The sequence below is a fragment of the Microbacterium sp. UBA7513 genome, assembly GCF_002478345.1.
Lineage (GTDB): Bacteria > Actinomycetota > Actinomycetes > Actinomycetales > Microbacteriaceae > Microbacterium.
Window position 1 is genome coordinate 164,290 of sequence record NZ_DLNJ01000020.1, and the last position, 14,538, is coordinate 178,827.

Sequence of the window (14,538 nt, forward strand, 5' to 3'; positions counted from 1 at the left end):
GGCCCGGCTAGCATGGGTTCAGTGAGCAACAAGCCCCGCGCGGTCCTCTGGGACATGGATGGAACACTCGTCGACACCGAGCCGTACTGGATGGCGGCCGAGACCGCTCTGGTGGAGTCGTTCGGCGGCACCTGGTCCCATGAGGACGCCCTGCAGCTCGTGGGCAGCGGCCTGATCGACAGCGCGATCATCCTCCAGGGCGCGGGGGTCGACATGGCTCCCGAGACGATCGTCTCGCACCTCACGACCGCCGTGCAGGAGTCGCTGCGGACCCAGGGCGTCCCCTTCCGACCGGGCGCCCAGGAGCTTCTCCGCGACCTCCGCGCCGCCGGGATCCCGACCGGACTGGTGACGATGTCGCTGCGCCGGATGGCGCTCGACGTGGTCGGGCTGATCGAGTTCGAGGCGTTCGACATCGTCGTCGCCGGAGACGACGTCGACAACCCCAAGCCGCACCCCGAGCCGTACCTTCAGGCCGCGGCACTCCTCGATGTGGACATTGCCGACGTCGTGGTCATCGAGGACTCGCCGACCGGTCTTCGCGCTGGTCTCGCTTCCGGAGCCCTGACGATCGGCGTCCCGCACATCGTCCCGCTCGACGGCCTGGGCGCTCACGAGCTCTGGGCGACCCTCGACGGCCGGGGCGCGGCCGACCTCGTGGAGCTCTTCGGCTCCCGCGCCGCGATCACGGAGGCCACTCGATGACGACCCCTACCGCTCCGCGCCCCAGCGGCCCCTTCCGCGAGGGTGATCGTGTGCAGCTCACCGGCCCGAAGGGCCGCCTGCACACTGTCACGCTCCGCGAAGACGGCGAGCTGCACACCCACCATGGCGTCCTCCGCCACCGTGATCTCATCGGCCTTCCCGACGGCTCGGTCGTGGCCAACAGCTCGGGGCACGAGTACCTGGCGCTCCGACCGCTGCTGCGCGACTTCGCGATGTCGATGCCCCGCGGCGCCGCGATCGTCTACCCGAAGGACGCCGCGCAGATCGTCATGCAGGCCGACATCTTCCCGGGAGCCACCGTCGTCGAGGCGGGTGTCGGGTCAGGCGCCCTGTCCCTGTCGCTCCTGCGGGCCGTCGGCTCGACGGGACGTCTGCTCTCCTTCGAGCGCCGAGAGGACTTCGCCGAGGTGGCGCAGGCGAACGTCGAGACCTTCTTCGGGGAGCGGCCCGACTCGTGGCGCGTCGTCGTCGGAGACCTCGTCGCCGCGCTGCCCGCGGAAGTCGAGCCCGGCACCGTCGACCGGGTGGTGCTCGACATGCTCGCGCCGTGGGAGTGCATCGAGGCGGTCGCGGAGGCGCTGACCCCCGGCGGTGTCGTGCTCTGCTACATCGCCACCGCCACGCAGCTCTCCCGTGTCGCCGAGTTCATCCGCGGTACCGGGCTGTTCACCGACCCGGAGGCGTCGGAGACGATGGTGCGCGGCTGGCATGTCGAGGGACTGGCCGTCCGTCCGGATCACCGGATGGTCGCCCACACCGGCTTCCTCCTCACGGCTCGCCGGCTCGCCCCGGGCGCCGTGGCTCCGTCGGTGAAGCGTCGCGCTTCGAAGAGCAGCTACAGCGACGAGGATGTGGAGCTGTGGACACCGGGTGCGGTCGGCGATCGCGAGATCACCGACAAGAACCTCCGCAAGCGCGCCCGTGAAGCAGGGAAAGCCGCCGAAGGCGCGCGGTTGGCGGCGGCATCGCGCGAATCCGACCACCCGACGGAATAGACTGGAGCGCGTGCGTAAAACGTCCGCCGTTCTGGCCTCCCTCAGCCTCGCCGCGCTCGCCTTGACGGGATGCAGCGTGACCTCTTCGTCCGCCGATGCCACGTGCGATCGCGACGGACACGCCAACGGCATCGACAGTGCCGTCACGGTCAGCGGCGAGGTCGGCTCCGAGCCCGAGGTGGAGATCTTCGCACCGGTGCGTCTCACGGAGACGTCCTACGCCGACGCGGTCACGGGGGACGGGCGTGCGCTCGTGGATGACGCCCAGCCGCTCATCGCGCAGATCTCGATCTACAACGGCGCGACCGGCGAGCAGATCTTCCAGACGACGTACGACGAGGAGGACACCCGCCCGTCGACGATCGGCTCCTGGGCCACGCAGTCTCCTGGGCTCGCCGATGTCCTGGAGTGCGCGACGGGTGGCACGCGCATCGTGGCGGGTCTGACTCCGGAGGACTTCGGCGAGGCGAACCTCGGTGGCTTCGGCATGGGCGAGGACGACATCGCGGTGTTCGTGATCGATATCGTCGACGCCTTCCTCCCGAAGGCCGAAGGCACGCTGCAGTTCAATGACGCGCAGGGCATGCCGACCGTGGTGCGCGCCGACGACGGCACCCCGGGCATCATCATCCCCGACAGCGCCGCCCCGGAGGAACAGGTCGTCCAGACGCTGATCCGCGGAGACGGCGAGAAGCTGACCGACGAGCAGACGCCGCTCGTCCACTTCACCGCGGTGAGCTGGGACGACAAGTCCGTCCTGCAGAGCACGTGGGGACAGTCCGCCACCGACAGCATCCGCCAGATCGCCGCCCCGGTGGCAGACGCGCTGGTGGGCAAGCCGGTCGGCTCCCAGGTCCTCGTCGTCCTGCCGAAGACCGAGAGCTCCGCCGCGATGGCCGTCGTGGTCGACATCCTCGGCGTGTCCCCGGTCTCCGCACCCTGATGGCTGCCCGGATCCCTGCCGAAGAGCGCCTGACGAACCTCGTCGTGGCGCTGATGGCGACGGAGATCGGGCTCACCAAGCAGCAGATCCTCGACAACGTCTCCGGCTATCGCCAGCGCGCCGATGCAGGGACGCGCTCGGATGCTCTGGAGAAGATGTTCGAGCGGGACAAGGACGAGCTGCGCGCTCTCGGCGTCCCGATCGAGACGATCGGTGACGCCGCCGACCCGAACGACCTGCGGGAGGCCCGATACCGCATTCCGCAAGCGGAATACGACCTGCCGGGAGACATCGAGTTCTCTCCTGCGGAGCTGGCCGTGCTCCGCCTCGCCGGTAGCGTCTGGAGTGCGGAGTCCGTCTCGGGAGACGCGCAGTCGGGCGTCCGGAAGATCCGCGCCCTGGGTATCGACGGCGATGAGCCGATCATCGGCTTCGCGCCGCGGATCACCGCACGCGACGCTGCTTTCGCGCCTTTGCAGGACGCGATCGAACGCCGCAGGGTGGTCTCCTTCGACTATCTGAAGCCGGGAGAGGACGCGCCCCGGCGCCGGCGTATCCGTCCGCTCGCGTTGGTGGACTATGAAGCGCGCTGGCATGTCTACGGCGTAGACGTCGACATCGAGGAGGACCGGACGTTCCTGCTCAGCCGCATCGTCGGCGACGTCGTCGTGAGTGCGACCACGTTCGACGCGGCGTTGCGGGAGGGCGCGGGGGAGCGGGCCTTGAGCGGCCTCGAGCGTGTCGCTGCCGAGAACTCAGCGCTGCTGGAGGTCACCCCCGGTACCGAAGCGGCACTGCGCCTGGGCCGGCGTGCGACACCCGCCGCCCAGGGCATCCATGTGCCCTTCGTCGATCTGCACATCCTGGCGGACGAGCTGGCTTCCTATGGACCCGAGGTCCGCGTGGTCGAGCCCGCACCGCTCAGGGACGCGGTGATCAGCCGTCTGCGCGCGGTGGTCGAGGCCCACACCGATACGGAGGTGTCGGCATGAGCGCCGCTCCCAAGCCTCTTCTCGCCGCAGAACGCGTCCGCCTCTACCTCACCCTCGTCCCGTATCTGCTCGAGCACGGACAGGTCTCGCTCGCGGAGGCCGCCGAGGAGTTCGGGGTGAGCCCGCGGGAGATGCGGGCGATGGTCGAGAAGCTGACCGTCATCGGCCTTCCCGGCGAGGCGGGCTACTGGCAGCAGCCGCAGGAGATGTTCGACATCAACTGGGACCTCCTCGACCTCGAGGACGTCATCGAGATCACGAACGACGTGGCCCTGCGTCGGGTGCCGCGTTTCACGGCGCGTGAGGCCGCGGCCCTGCTCGCGGGCCTGCAGATGGTCGCCGCCGTGCCCGCCGTATCCGACTCCGGGCTCGTGGCCGGACTCATCTCCAAGCTCTCGCGGGGGGCCGCTGACGCCCCGGCCGACGTCATCGTCGCCCCGACCGCGGTGGACGAGGTGCGCGAGGTCGTCTCCCGCGGCCTGCAGACGGGCGTGGCCGTCTCGTTCACCTACCAGGCTCCCGACGCGGCCCCGATGACCCGCACCGTGGATCCCGTGCAGATCCTCATCACGAACGGACAGTGGTACCTGCAGGGCTGGTGCCACATGCGCGAGGCGATGCGCACGTTCCATCTCGATCGTGTCAGCGCGCCGACCCTGACCGACATCCCCAGCACGCACGGCGGCGACCGGGTGCCGGAGGCGTTCGCCGGGCTGGAGGAGGAGCGCGAGGTCACCGTCCGCGTCCCGGAGCGCCTCGCTCCGCTGCTCAGCGGTTTCGTGCCCACGGAGACGCTCCGCATCGGCGACGGGATGGTGACGACGCAGCTCCACCTCGCGGACCCCCGTGGCATCAAACGGCTCGCGGCCCGTTTCGGCGGTGCGATGGAGGTCACGGATCCGGGGATCGCGCGGACCGCAACCCGGGAGTGGGCTGCCGCCGGACTCGCGCTCTACCACCGGCCAGATGCCGAGGTTTGATCTGTAGACTGGGCGGAAAGCCCCCCTACGACGGGATTGTCGATATGTTCGCTGGAATGCAAGGCTGGCACCTGCTCATCGTGCTGGCCGTTATCCTCCTCCTCTTCGGCGCTGCCAAGCTGCCGGCTCTCGCGAAGAGCATGGGCCAGTCGGCCCGCGTCTTCAAGGGTGAGATGAAGGCCATGAAGGAAGAAGACGCGGTTCGTGCCGAGTCGGCTCCCGCGGAGCCGACGACGGTGAAGGACTCGGGCACCGACCCTGAGACTCCGCCTCGCGCCTGACCGGCCGTGGCAGCCATCGAACCGACCGTGATGCCGACGGCGGATCGGGATCGGCGGATGTCGCTGGGCGCACATCTCGTCGAACTGCGCAAGCGCCTCATGTACGCGGCGATCGCTCTGGTCGTCGGCATGGTCGTGGCGTTCATCATCGCGGACCCGGTCATCCATTTCATCACCGGTCCGATCCGTATCATCTCGGAACAGCGCGGTGATGACTTCAGCGCCTTGAACTTCGCGACAGTGACGTCCGCGTTCGACATGCGTATGCGCATCGCCTTCACGATCGGCCTGTTCCTCTCCGCACCTGTCTGGCTGTGGCAGATCTGGGCCTTCATCATGCCCGGCCTCACCCGCAAGGAGATCCGTTACACCGTCGGCTTCGTCGTCGCCGCAGTGCCGCTGTTCTTCGCAGGCTGCTATCTCGGGGTGCAGATCATGCCGCACGTCATCGAGCTCATGTGGAGCTTCACCCCGGAGGGCGGCACCAACTTCTACTCCGCCCAGGAGTACTACGACTTCGTGTTCAAGCTGATGATCGTCATCGGCATCTCGTTCGTCCTTCCCGTCTTCCTCGTGGCGCTCAACCTCGCCGGGGTGATGTCGGGTCGCGCGATCCTCAAGGGGTGGCGGGTGGCGATCCTCATCGCGACGATCTTCGCCGCGCTGGCGACCCCGGCCGCGGACGTGGTGAGCATGCTCATGCTGGCCGGCATCCTCATCGTCCTCTTCTTCGCAGCGGCAGGACTGTCGCTCCTCTTCGACCGACGCAAGCGCAAGCGGGACACCGCCGCTGGACTCGTCCCGGACGCCACATGAGTTCGCCGTCCGAGCGATATGCGCAGGCGCAGGAGAGTGCGGCGCATCCGGAGACGGCAGCTTTCGCGGCGCGCCAGCGCTTCCAGCTCGACCCGTTCCAGCTCGCCGGATGCCACGCGCTGGAGAACGGTCGCAGCGTACTCGTGGCGGCCCCCACCGGCGCCGGGAAGACCATCGTGGGGGAGTTCGCCATCCACCTGGCGATGCAGACCGCGACGGACAAAGCCTTCTACACCACGCCGATGAAGGCGCTCTCCAACCAGAAGTTCCGCGAACTCGTCGATGTCTACGGTGCGGACGACGTCGGTCTGCTGACGGGCGACACCAACATCAACGGCAACGCCCGCATCGTGGTCATGACCACCGAGGTCCTGCGGAACATGATCTATGCCGACTCCGCGGCGCTGCGCGACCTGCGCTACGTCGTGATGGACGAGGTGCACTATCTGGCCGACCGCTTCCGGGGAGCCGTGTGGGAAGAGGTCATCATCCACCTCCCGCCCCGTGTGCGCCTGGTGTCGCTGAGCGCGACGGTGTCGAACGCCGAGGAGTTCGGCGACTGGCTCGACACGGTTCGCGGTGACACCGAGGTCATCGTCTCCGAGATCCGTCCGGTGCCGTTGGAGCAGCACGTGCTCGTGCGTGACGACCTGCTGCCGCTCTTCGACGACCGTGCCGGCATCGCCACGGCCCAGGTGAATCAAGAGCTCATGCGGATCCGGTCGTTCACCGGTTCCACCTACGAGAGCAACCGCCAGGCCCAGTCCTACCGAAGCAACCGGCACGCCGGGCGCCAGGCCCCTCGTCCGCCTCGGGGCGGACGCCGCCCCGTGCGCGCCGCGAACGCGCGCCGGATCGAGCGCATGGACCGTCCCGATGTGGTCGAGCTCCTGGCGCGATCGAACCTTCTTCCCGCCATCTTCTTCATCTTCAGCCGCGTGGGCTGCGACGCGGCGGTGCAGCAGGTGCGGCGCTCCGGTCTCCGTCTGACCTCGTCGGAGGAGCGGGCCGAGATCCGGGCCATCGTCGAGGAGCGCACCCGCACACTCCAGGACGAAGACCTCGGGGTGCTCGGCTACTGGGACTGGCTGGACAACCTCGAACGGGGCGTGGCCGCCCATCATGCCGGCCTCCTGCCCGCCTTCAAGGAGGTCGTCGAAGACCTCTTCCAGAGGAAGCTGCTCAAGGTCGTCTTCGCGACCGAGACGCTGGCCCTCGGCATCAACATGCCGGCGCGGACGGTGGTCCTCGAGAAGATGGAGAAGTTCAACGGCGAGGCTCGAGTCGCGATCACCTCCGGTGAGTACACACAGCTCACGGGCCGCGCTGGGCGTCGCGGCATCGACGTCGAGGGGCATGCGGTCGTGCAGTGGAGCGAGGGCATGGACCCGCAGGCCGTCGCCGCCCTCGCGTCTCGGCGGACCTATCCGCTCAACTCCAGCTTCCGGCCGACGTACAACATGGCCGTCAACCTGATCGATCTCTTCTGTCAGACCAGAGCCCGGCAGATCCTGGAGTCGTCGTTCGCCCAGTTCCAGGCGGACCGCGCGGTGGTCGGACTCGCCCGACAGGTGCGGGAGGCCGAGGAGTCGCTGGCCGGCTACCAGTCGGCGATGGCGTGCGAGCACGGCGACTTCCCGGAGTACGCCGCCATCCGCCGCGAGCTGAGCGACCTCGAGAAGAAGAACCGGCAGGACACCCAGGCCCCGCGCGCTGCTCGGGACAAGCGGATGAAACGGATCCAGACGCTCCGGACGCGGATGCAGCGCCACCCCTGTCACCGGTGCCCCGACCGCGAGAAGCACGCCCGGTGGGCCGAGCGCTACTGGAAGCTCAAGCGCCAGACCGATCGCACGCGCCGTCAGATCGAGACCAGGACCGGCACGGTGGCCCGCGTCTTCGACCGTGTCGTCGAGGTGCTGGAGACGCTGGACTACGTCCGTCGCGGCGAGGATGGAATGCACCTGACCGATGCCGGGCGCACGATGCGGCGGATCTACGGTGAGCGCGACCTGCTCGTGGCCGAATCGCTGCGTCAGGGCCTCTGGAAGGGGCTGGATGCGCCGTCGCTGGCCGCGATGGCCTGCTGCCTCGTGTACGAGCCGCGCCGCGACGAAGCGAATGCAGGGGAGCGGGGCCTCCCGAGAGGCGCCTTCCGAGCGGCCTACGAGAAGACGACCGCGCTGTGGGCTGAGCTCGACGACCTGGAGCAGGACCACCAGTTGCCGGGAAGCGAGCCCCTGGCGGCCGGGCTCGCGGGTGCGATGCACGCCTGGGCGCGCGGCGGGATGCTCGATCGTGTCCTGATCGATGCCGACATGGCGGCCGGCGACTTCGTGCGGTGGGCGAAGCAGACCATCGACCTCCTGGATCAGCTGTCCATCGTCGCGGAGGACGCTGCGCTGGCACGCACTGCCCGGGCTGCCCTCGATGGTGTGCGCCGTGGCATCGTCGCCTACTCCTCGATGTGAGATCCACCCGCATGACCGAAACCTCCGTCCGTCGACGCGCCCTCCTGCCCCTGTGGGCCGCCGTTCCCGTGGCCGCACTGGCTGCGCTGCTCATGGACCTCGCGTTTCCCGAGGCCGCGGTCTGGATCCTGGCCTTCCCGGCCACGGGGCTTCTGCTTCTCGCGCTGATCGGCCGACGGGCCGGCGGAGCACTGCTCGTGGGGCTGGTCTACGGCATCGTGTTCTTCGCTGTGCTCGTGTCCTGGACCTCGCGGTACCTCGGGCCACTGCCGTGGGCCGCCCTGAGCGTCGTCGAGGGCGTCCTCACGGCCGTCGCGCTGATCCCCCTGACCCTCGCGTACCGCTGGCTGCCCCGCGCCTGGCCGGGCACCGCAGGGCGTCTGCTGACCCTCCCGGCCGTGATCGCTGCGCTCTGGGTCGGGCGGGAGCTGTTCCTCGGCTGGTGGCCGTACGGCGGCTTCCCCTGGGCCCGCCTCGGGATGAGCCAGGCCGAGAGCCCCCTCGCCGCGCTGTCCTCCTGGGTCGGCGTGAGCGGGCTGAGCTTCCTGATGGTGTTCCTCGTCGCGATGGTGATCGAGATCGTGCGCCTGGAACTGTGGCGGCGACCGGTCGCCCTGCTCGCGCCTGCTGCCCTCGTCCTGGTCCTCTTCTTCACGCCGCTCTTCCCGACGACGCCGTCCGGATCGATGCGGATCGCCGCGGTGCAGGGGAACGGGCCGACCGGCTACTTCGACGAGCGCGAGCCCTTCGCCGTGATCCAGGCACAGACCGAGGCGACCGAACCGCTGTACGGCGAGGACGTCGATCTGCTCGTGTGGCCGGAAGGCGGCCTCGACACGGATCCCTTCGCGAACTCCGCCATCGCACGACGGATGACTCTGGTGTCGAACCGCATCGATGCGCCGCTGCTCGCCAACGCCGCCACCGGCCGCGGGAACCTCTACTACAACACCTCGATGCTCTGGCTGCCGGACGGCACAGCGCCGCAGAAGCACGACAAGCGTCATCCCGTGCCCTTCGGCGAGTATGTGCCGGATCGCGCGTTCTTCAACGCTCTCGCGCCCGATCTCATCGGACTGATCCAGCGCGAGTACACCCCGGGGGCGAACCCGCCGATCGTCGAGGTCGACGATGTGCGGGTCGGCCTGGCAATCTGCTTCGACGTCATCTACGACGACGTCATCACCGAGGGCCTTTACGGCGGCGCCGAGGTACTGGTCTTCCAGACGAACAACGCCGACTTCCGCGGCACCGATGAGAATCTCCAGCAGCTCGCGTTCGCGCGGATGCGCGCGATCGAGACGGGCCGGAGCGTCGTCAACATCTCCACGGTCGGCACGAGCCAGGTCATCCTCCCGGACGGGCGGACGGTCACGAGCCTGGACGCGGATGAGGCCGGAGCGATGCTCGAGGATGTCGAGCTCCGCTCCGGCCTCACGGCGGGAATCGTCCTGGGCCCCTGGCTGCAGCAGGTGCTGCTGTGGGGCGGGCTGGGCGCACTCGGTCTCGGGTGGTGGCGCGCCCGTCGGCGCTAGGCGCCGATCTTCTCGCGGGTGGGGTCCTCCCCGGCACCGCGCCGGGCTCGGATGTAGGCGAGACGCTCCTCGAGAAGCTCCTCCAGCTCCGCACGGGTGCGACGCTCCATGAGCATGTCCCAGTGCGTGCGAGCGGCCTTCTCGTCGGTGGCCTCGAGGGTGACGGCCTCGCCGTCGACCTTCAGGCGGGCTTCCGCACCGCAGGAACGGCACTCCCAGGTCTGAGGCGGTTCGGCATCGGCAGCGAACATGAGCGTGGTGTCGTGTCCGCAGGTGTCACAGGTGTAGGTGGTCTCACGGCGCTCCATGAAAACGACGCCCTCTTCGCTCTGTAGGCTCTGGGCGCCGAGTCGGATGCCGCGCAGGCTGCGATCTGCCATTGTGTGGTCCTCTCGTCGCTGTCAGGTATAACGTTCGAGCCTGTGCGCTTCATCCACGTCGGGACGTTCTCCGCGGTATTCACAGGGGAATCCCAGCGCCGGAGGATAATGGGGGCTCAGGGCTTCCGGAGCGTGGCGACGGCGAGGTCGGCGCGATCGGTCACGATGCCGTCCACGCCGGCGTCCACGAGGCGGCGCATGTCGTCCGCGTCGTTCACGGTCCAGACGTGGACCTCGGTGCCGGCCCGGTGGGCGGCGCGGAGGAGCGCCGGCGTCAGCACTCGGATCGCCCCATGACGCTCGGGGATCTGCAGGGCGTCGATCTCCCGGAGCGCTCTGGCGGGGGAGAGGCGCACGGCGGAGAGCGCACGCACCGCCGCGATCGTCCGACTACCGCCGGAGGTGGCGGGACGGAGCCCGGTGCCGATCTGCCGTACGGCCTCCAGCGTCGCCCGCCGGTTGGCATCCGAGAAGCTGGTGACGAGGACACGATGGGTGTGCGCCGCGAGGATGGGGCCCAGCGGCGCCGCGGCGGCCGGTGTCTTCACGTCGATGTTGAACCGGGTCTCCGGGAAGGCGGAGAGCGCCTCGGCCACCGTGAGCAGACCGCCGTGCTCGGCGAACAGGGCGCTCAGCTCCCGCGTCCTGACCTCGTGCACAGCGCGCGGATCGTGAACCAGACGGCGCAGGTCGTGATCGTGGAAGAGCACGACGTCGCCGTCCGCGGTGACCTGGCAGTCCGTCTCGATGTACTCGGCTCCGGCGGCATGCGCCGCGGCGAAGGCGGCCGCGGTGTTCTCCCAGACGCCGGACTCCCGCCCCTCGGCGGTCACGAGACCCCGATGGGCCAGGATGCGGGGCTGCTCGGCCTTGACGAAGTACGGGTGGGTCACGCGCCCGCGGGGGGAGTGGTCGACCCGGGTCCGACCTTCGGGGTGAAGGCGGTGCCGATGCCCTTGAGCGCCTCGGTCAGCTCGCTCGGGATGATCCAGAGCTTGCTGGACGGGCTCTCGCTGATCTTCGGGAGCATCTGCAGATACTGGTACGCGAGGAGCTTGTCGTCCGGCGCGCCCTGGTGGATCGCGGAGAAGACGCTCTGGATCGCCTCCGCCTCACCCTGGGCGCGGAGGACGGCGGCCTGCTTGTCACCCTCGGCGCGGAGGATCTCCGCCTGACGGAGGCCTTCCGCTTCGAGGATCGCGGACTGCTTCGTGCCCTCGGCGGTCAGGATCGCGGCACGGCGGTCCCGCTCGGCGCGCATCTGCTTCTCCATGGAGTCCTGGATGGACACGGGCGGGTCGATCGCCTTGAGCTCGACGCGGCCCACGCGGATGCCCCATTTGCCGGTCGCCTCGTCCAGGACGACGCGGAGCTGCCCGTTGATGTTGTCACGGCTCGTCAGCGCCTCTTCGAGGTTCAGACCGCCCACGACGTTACGGAGAGTCGTCGTGGTGAGCTGTTCCACGGCGCCGAGGTAGTTCGCGATCTCGTAGGTCGCCGCGCGGGCATCGGTCACCTGGAAGTAGACGACGGTGTCGATGGAGACGACCAGGTTGTCCTCGGTGATCACGGGCTGCGGCGGGAACGACACCACCTGTTCGCGCATGTCGATCAGCGGCCGCAGGCGGTCGATGAACGGCACGAGGATGTTGAGCCCGGGGGAGAGAGTCTTGTGATAGCGGCCGAGCCGCTCGACCACTCCCGCGGTCGCCTGCGGGATGATGCGGATAGCCCGCGCGATCGTGACGATCACGAAGATGATGACCGCGATCACCAGGATCCAGATGATCACGGTCGGGATGATCGATGCGTCGTCCACGCGTGCTCCTAGTCGTTGAGGGGTCGGACGATGGCGGTCGCGCCGTTGATCGCGCTGACGGCGACAGGCGCCCCCGCGGGGATCGCCATCGGGGTGGTCGTTCGGGCGGTCCAGGTGTCGCCGTTCGCGAGCTTCGCCTGACCGGAGATCTGCGTGATCTCGCTGAGCGCGATGCCCCGCAGGTCGACGAGCGCCTCCACGTTCGAGCGTGTGGGGTCGGCACCGCGGTGCAGGCGCCGCAGGAGCGGCGGCCGCAGGAAGAGGATGAAGAGGGCGGATGCCAAGGCGGCGATGAGGATCTGGATCCAGACCGGGAGCCCGACGAAGTCGGTGACGAGTCCGATCACGCTGCCGAAGCTCAGCATCAGGAAGGTGAAGTCGAGGGAGAGCATCTCGATGACGAGGAAGACCGCGATGAGGACCAGCCATCCGATCCATGCCCAGTGGTCGATGAACGTGACGAACGTCGAGAAGTTGTCCATGCGGCCTCCTTTGCCGTCAACGTACCACGCGCGGCGGCAGCCGACCGGCCGCCACTGCGCCCCTTGGTAATCTGTGAGAGCCGTGCGCTCACGGCGTTCCACGCACCATGAGGAGTCACCCGTGACCGACGTTCTTCCCGCAGGATCCCTCGACGGCAAGGTGGCCCTCGTCACCGGCTCATCGCGGGGGATCGGCGCCGACACCGTGCGATACCTCGCCGAGGCCGGCGCCGACGTCGTCATCAACTACCGGAACAAGGCCCCGCGCGCGGAGAAGCTCGCGGCGCAGCTGCGCGAGCTCGGCCGCCGGGCGCTCGTCGTCGGCGCGGACCTCACCGACCCCGCGTCCGTGGCCGAGATGTTCGACGCCGTCCGCGCCGAGTACGGACGCCTCGACGTTCTCGTCCTGAACGCCTCGGGCGGCATGGAGTCGGGGATGGCCGAGGACTACGCCCTGAAGCTCAACCGCGACGCGCAACTCAACGTCCTCGACGCCGCGACGCCGCTGCTGTCGGAGGGCGCACGCGTCGTGTTCGTCACCAGCCACCAGGCGCACTTCATCCGCACGACGCCGACGATGCCGGAGTACGAGCCCGTCGCGCTGTCGAAGCGGGCCGGTGAGGACGCGCTGCGGGAGCTCATCCCCGGTCTCGCGGAGAAGGGGATCGGCTTCACGGTCGTCTCCGGCGACATGATCGAGGGCACGATCACCGCGACGCTGCTCGAGCGCGCGAACCCCGGTGCCATCGCCGAGCGCCGCGAGTCCGCCGGGCGCCTCTACAACGTGTCCGAGTTCGCCGCCGAGGTTGCCAAGGCCGCGATCGACCCCATCCCCGCGGACAACACCCGCCTCGTCGGCGACGTGAGCGCGTTCGCCGCGGAATAGCCGTCAGACGCGAGACGCCCCGGACCCGCTGCTGCAGGTCCGGGGCGTCTCGCGTGTGCGGATCAGACGGCGGCAGCACCCGTGGTGAAGGCCTTCTCGTCCTTGCCGAGCGTGATCGCGCGGATGATCTGCACGATGCCGAGCACGACGAGCGAGATGCCCAGGAGCAGCCAGAGCGCGAATCCGGCGATGACCGGCGAGAAGAGGACGATGATTCCGGCGATGATGCTGAGGATCGCGTAGATCAGCGTCCAGACCCGCGATCCGTCGCTGCCGAGCAGCGAGAGTGCCACGACACCATCGACGATCCAGCTCACGCCGATGAAGATCACGACGACCAGCGCCAGGGTGGCGGCGGCGACGTTCAGGTTGAAGAACGCGATGACGCCGGCGACGATGTAGAGCAGGCCGAGCACGATGTGTCCGACGCGCGACCAACCGCCCTTCGCGCGGGAGAAGATGCCGAGGCCGATGTACACGACTCCCGCGACGATCAGGTAGGACGCGAAGATCGCCGTCACGATGACGGCGGACTTCACCGGCCAGACCAGCAGCGCGATGCCCGCGAGCAGCGCGAGAACGCCGGAGACCGCGAGAGCGACGCGGATGGATTTGAAGAACGACTTCGTTTCAGCGAGTGCTTCAGACATGGCGGTGAACCCCTTCTGAGAAAATCCTGTGAGGATGCCCCCAGGGTAGCGCCGGATCTCCGACAGGCGGGGGAGGAGGGCCTCCGCGCGTCGCGGATGGTCATTCCGCGTCTTCCGGGGTCATGGCAGGATCGTCACGTGACACCGGTGGATGAGGCTCGCCTGCGGGAGCTGGTCGTGATGCGGAAGGTCCGCGACCGCATCGACCGCGAGTACGCGAAGCCCTTGGACGTCGAGGCTCTGGCGCGGGGCGTGCACCTGTCGGCCGGCCATCTCAGCCGGCGGTTTCGCGAGACGTACGGCGAATCCCCGTACTCGTATCTGATGACCCGCCGCATCGAACGCGCCATGGCACTGCTGCGTCGCGGCGACCTCACCGTCACCGAGGTGTGCTTCGCCGTGGGCTGCTCCTCGCTGGGAACCTTCAGCACCCGGTTCTCGGAACTGGTGGGTGTCTCACCCCGCGTGTACCGTGAACGCGCCGCCGACGTCGAGGGCATCCCGTCGTTCCAGGCCAAGCAGGTCACCCGACCGATCAGGAATCGAGAAGCGCCGCGCCCCGAGGCGCACCTAACGTGAGCA

At 68.8% G+C, this 14,538-nt stretch carries 16 protein-coding genes; 11 read left to right on the forward strand and 5 right to left on the reverse strand.

The genetic code is table 11. From position 1 onward, the window contains the following. The first annotated feature begins 21 nt into the window (after positions 1-21). Genes B2W79_RS11365 through lnt form a run of 9 tightly spaced genes read left to right on the forward strand, consistent with a single transcriptional unit; the run spans position 22 to position 9,739 of the window. Positions 22-705 (forward strand): HAD family hydrolase, encoded by a 684-nt coding sequence (locus B2W79_RS11365; protein ID WP_396654753.1) that lies wholly within the window; start codon positions 22-24, stop codon positions 703-705. After that, positions 702-1,721, forward strand: a complete 1,020-nt coding sequence (locus tag B2W79_RS11370; RefSeq protein ID WP_071328590.1) for a tRNA (adenine-N1)-methyltransferase — start codon at positions 702-704, stop codon at positions 1,719-1,721. The genes B2W79_RS11365 and B2W79_RS11370 overlap by 4 nt, the downstream gene beginning before the upstream one ends. A gap of 10 nt (positions 1,722-1,731) precedes the next feature. Continuing rightward, the gene (locus tag B2W79_RS11375) at positions 1,732-2,664 is read left to right on the forward strand and encodes a hypothetical protein (RefSeq protein ID WP_292789599.1); all 933 of its coding nucleotides are present in this window, start codon (positions 1,732-1,734) and stop codon (positions 2,662-2,664) included. After that, positions 2,664-3,656: a helix-turn-helix transcriptional regulator gene (locus tag B2W79_RS11380; RefSeq protein ID WP_292789601.1), complete on the forward strand. Its 993-nt coding sequence runs from the start codon at positions 2,664-2,666 to the stop codon at positions 3,654-3,656. The genes B2W79_RS11375 and B2W79_RS11380 overlap by 1 nt, the downstream gene beginning before the upstream one ends. Beyond that, the gene (locus B2W79_RS11385; RefSeq protein WP_292789603.1) at positions 3,653-4,636 is read left to right on the forward strand and encodes a helix-turn-helix transcriptional regulator; all 984 of its coding nucleotides are present in this window, start codon (positions 3,653-3,655) and stop codon (positions 4,634-4,636) included. The genes B2W79_RS11380 and B2W79_RS11385 overlap by 4 nt, the downstream gene beginning before the upstream one ends. Before the next feature lie 44 nt (positions 4,637-4,680). After that, on the forward strand, positions 4,681-4,917 hold the full coding sequence (gene tatA / locus B2W79_RS11390; protein WP_025103438.1) for a twin-arginine translocase TatA/TatE family subunit: 237 nt from the start codon (positions 4,681-4,683) through the stop codon (positions 4,915-4,917). A gap of 57 nt (positions 4,918-4,974) precedes the next feature. Beyond that, entirely contained in the window at positions 4,975-5,733 is a 759-nt protein-coding gene (gene tatC / locus B2W79_RS11395) for a twin-arginine translocase subunit TatC (RefSeq protein WP_025103439.1), read from the forward strand. Then, on the forward strand, positions 5,730-8,204 hold the full coding sequence (locus B2W79_RS11400) for a DEAD/DEAH box helicase (RefSeq protein WP_292789607.1): 2,475 nt from the start codon (positions 5,730-5,732) through the stop codon (positions 8,202-8,204). The genes tatC and B2W79_RS11400 overlap by 4 nt, the downstream gene beginning before the upstream one ends. Before the next feature lie 11 nt (positions 8,205-8,215). Then, a complete protein-coding gene (lnt, locus tag B2W79_RS11405) occupies positions 8,216-9,739 on the forward strand; it encodes an apolipoprotein N-acyltransferase (RefSeq protein ID WP_292789609.1) in 1,524 nt (507 codons plus the stop codon). Here the strand turns inward: lnt and B2W79_RS11410 are convergent. The 4 genes from B2W79_RS11410 to B2W79_RS11425 form a co-directional block, all read right to left on the reverse strand. Beyond that, the gene (locus tag B2W79_RS11410; protein WP_060921636.1) at positions 9,736-10,119 is read right to left on the reverse strand and encodes an RNA polymerase-binding protein RbpA; all 384 of its coding nucleotides are present in this window, start codon (positions 10,117-10,119) and stop codon (positions 9,736-9,738) included. The two genes, lnt and B2W79_RS11410, sit on opposite strands and share 4 nt — an antisense overlap. Before the next feature lie 116 nt (positions 10,120-10,235). Further along, positions 10,236-11,012, reverse strand: a complete 777-nt coding sequence (locus B2W79_RS11415) for a glycerophosphodiester phosphodiesterase family protein (RefSeq protein ID WP_292789612.1) — start codon at positions 11,010-11,012, stop codon at positions 10,236-10,238. Next, positions 11,009-11,938: an SPFH domain-containing protein gene (locus B2W79_RS11420; protein WP_071328597.1), complete on the reverse strand. Its 930-nt coding sequence runs from the start codon at positions 11,936-11,938 to the stop codon at positions 11,009-11,011. Before B2W79_RS11420 ends, B2W79_RS11415 begins: the two co-directional genes overlap by 4 nt. Positions 11,939-11,946: 8 nt before the next feature. Then, positions 11,947-12,420: an NfeD family protein gene (locus B2W79_RS11425; protein WP_025103445.1), complete on the reverse strand. Its 474-nt coding sequence runs from the start codon at positions 12,418-12,420 to the stop codon at positions 11,947-11,949. Between the two features lie 121 nt (positions 12,421-12,541). Between B2W79_RS11425 and B2W79_RS11430 the strand changes: the two genes are divergently transcribed. Further along, on the forward strand, positions 12,542-13,306 hold the full coding sequence (locus tag B2W79_RS11430; protein ID WP_292789614.1) for an SDR family oxidoreductase: 765 nt from the start codon (positions 12,542-12,544) through the stop codon (positions 13,304-13,306). Between the two features lie 62 nt (positions 13,307-13,368). Here B2W79_RS11430 and B2W79_RS11435 read toward each other — a convergent pair whose 3' ends face one another. Continuing rightward, entirely contained in the window at positions 13,369-13,956 is a 588-nt protein-coding gene (locus B2W79_RS11435) for an HdeD family acid-resistance protein (RefSeq protein ID WP_025103447.1), read from the reverse strand. Between the two features lie 180 nt (positions 13,957-14,136). On the opposite strand from B2W79_RS11435, the gene B2W79_RS11440 reads away from it, so the two are divergent. Then, positions 14,137-14,535: a helix-turn-helix transcriptional regulator gene (locus tag B2W79_RS11440; protein WP_071328767.1), complete on the forward strand. Its 399-nt coding sequence runs from the start codon at positions 14,137-14,139 to the stop codon at positions 14,533-14,535. The last annotated feature ends 3 nt before the right edge of the window (positions 14,536-14,538 follow it).

Excerpts from the sequence above, each read along its gene's own strand:
- B2W79_RS11425 (WP_025103445.1), bottom strand. The coding sequence starts at position 12,420 with ATGGACAACTTCTCGACGTTCGTCACGTTCATCGACCACTGGGCATGG.
- tatA (WP_025103438.1), top strand. The coding sequence starts at position 4,681 with ATGTTCGCTGGAATGCAAGGCTGGCACCTGCTCATCGTGCTGGCCGTT.
- B2W79_RS11400 (WP_292789607.1), top strand. The coding sequence starts at position 5,730 with ATGAGTTCGCCGTCCGAGCGATATGCGCAGGCGCAGGAGAGTGCGGCG.
- B2W79_RS11380 (WP_292789601.1), top strand. The coding sequence starts at position 2,664 with ATGGCTGCCCGGATCCCTGCCGAAGAGCGCCTGACGAACCTCGTCGTG.
- B2W79_RS11370 (WP_071328590.1), top strand. The coding sequence starts at position 702 with ATGACGACCCCTACCGCTCCGCGCCCCAGCGGCCCCTTCCGCGAGGGT.
- B2W79_RS11440 (WP_071328767.1), top strand. The coding sequence starts at position 14,137 with ATGCGGAAGGTCCGCGACCGCATCGACCGCGAGTACGCGAAGCCCTTG.
- lnt (WP_292789609.1), top strand. The coding sequence starts at position 8,216 with ATGACCGAAACCTCCGTCCGTCGACGCGCCCTCCTGCCCCTGTGGGCC.
- B2W79_RS11435 (WP_025103447.1), bottom strand. The coding sequence starts at position 13,956 with ATGTCTGAAGCACTCGCTGAAACGAAGTCGTTCTTCAAATCCATCCGC.
- B2W79_RS11385 (WP_292789603.1), top strand. The coding sequence starts at position 3,653 with ATGAGCGCCGCTCCCAAGCCTCTTCTCGCCGCAGAACGCGTCCGCCTC.
- B2W79_RS11410 (WP_060921636.1), bottom strand. The coding sequence starts at position 10,119 with ATGGCAGATCGCAGCCTGCGCGGCATCCGACTCGGCGCCCAGAGCCTA.
- tatC (WP_025103439.1), top strand. The coding sequence starts at position 4,975 with ATGTCGCTGGGCGCACATCTCGTCGAACTGCGCAAGCGCCTCATGTAC.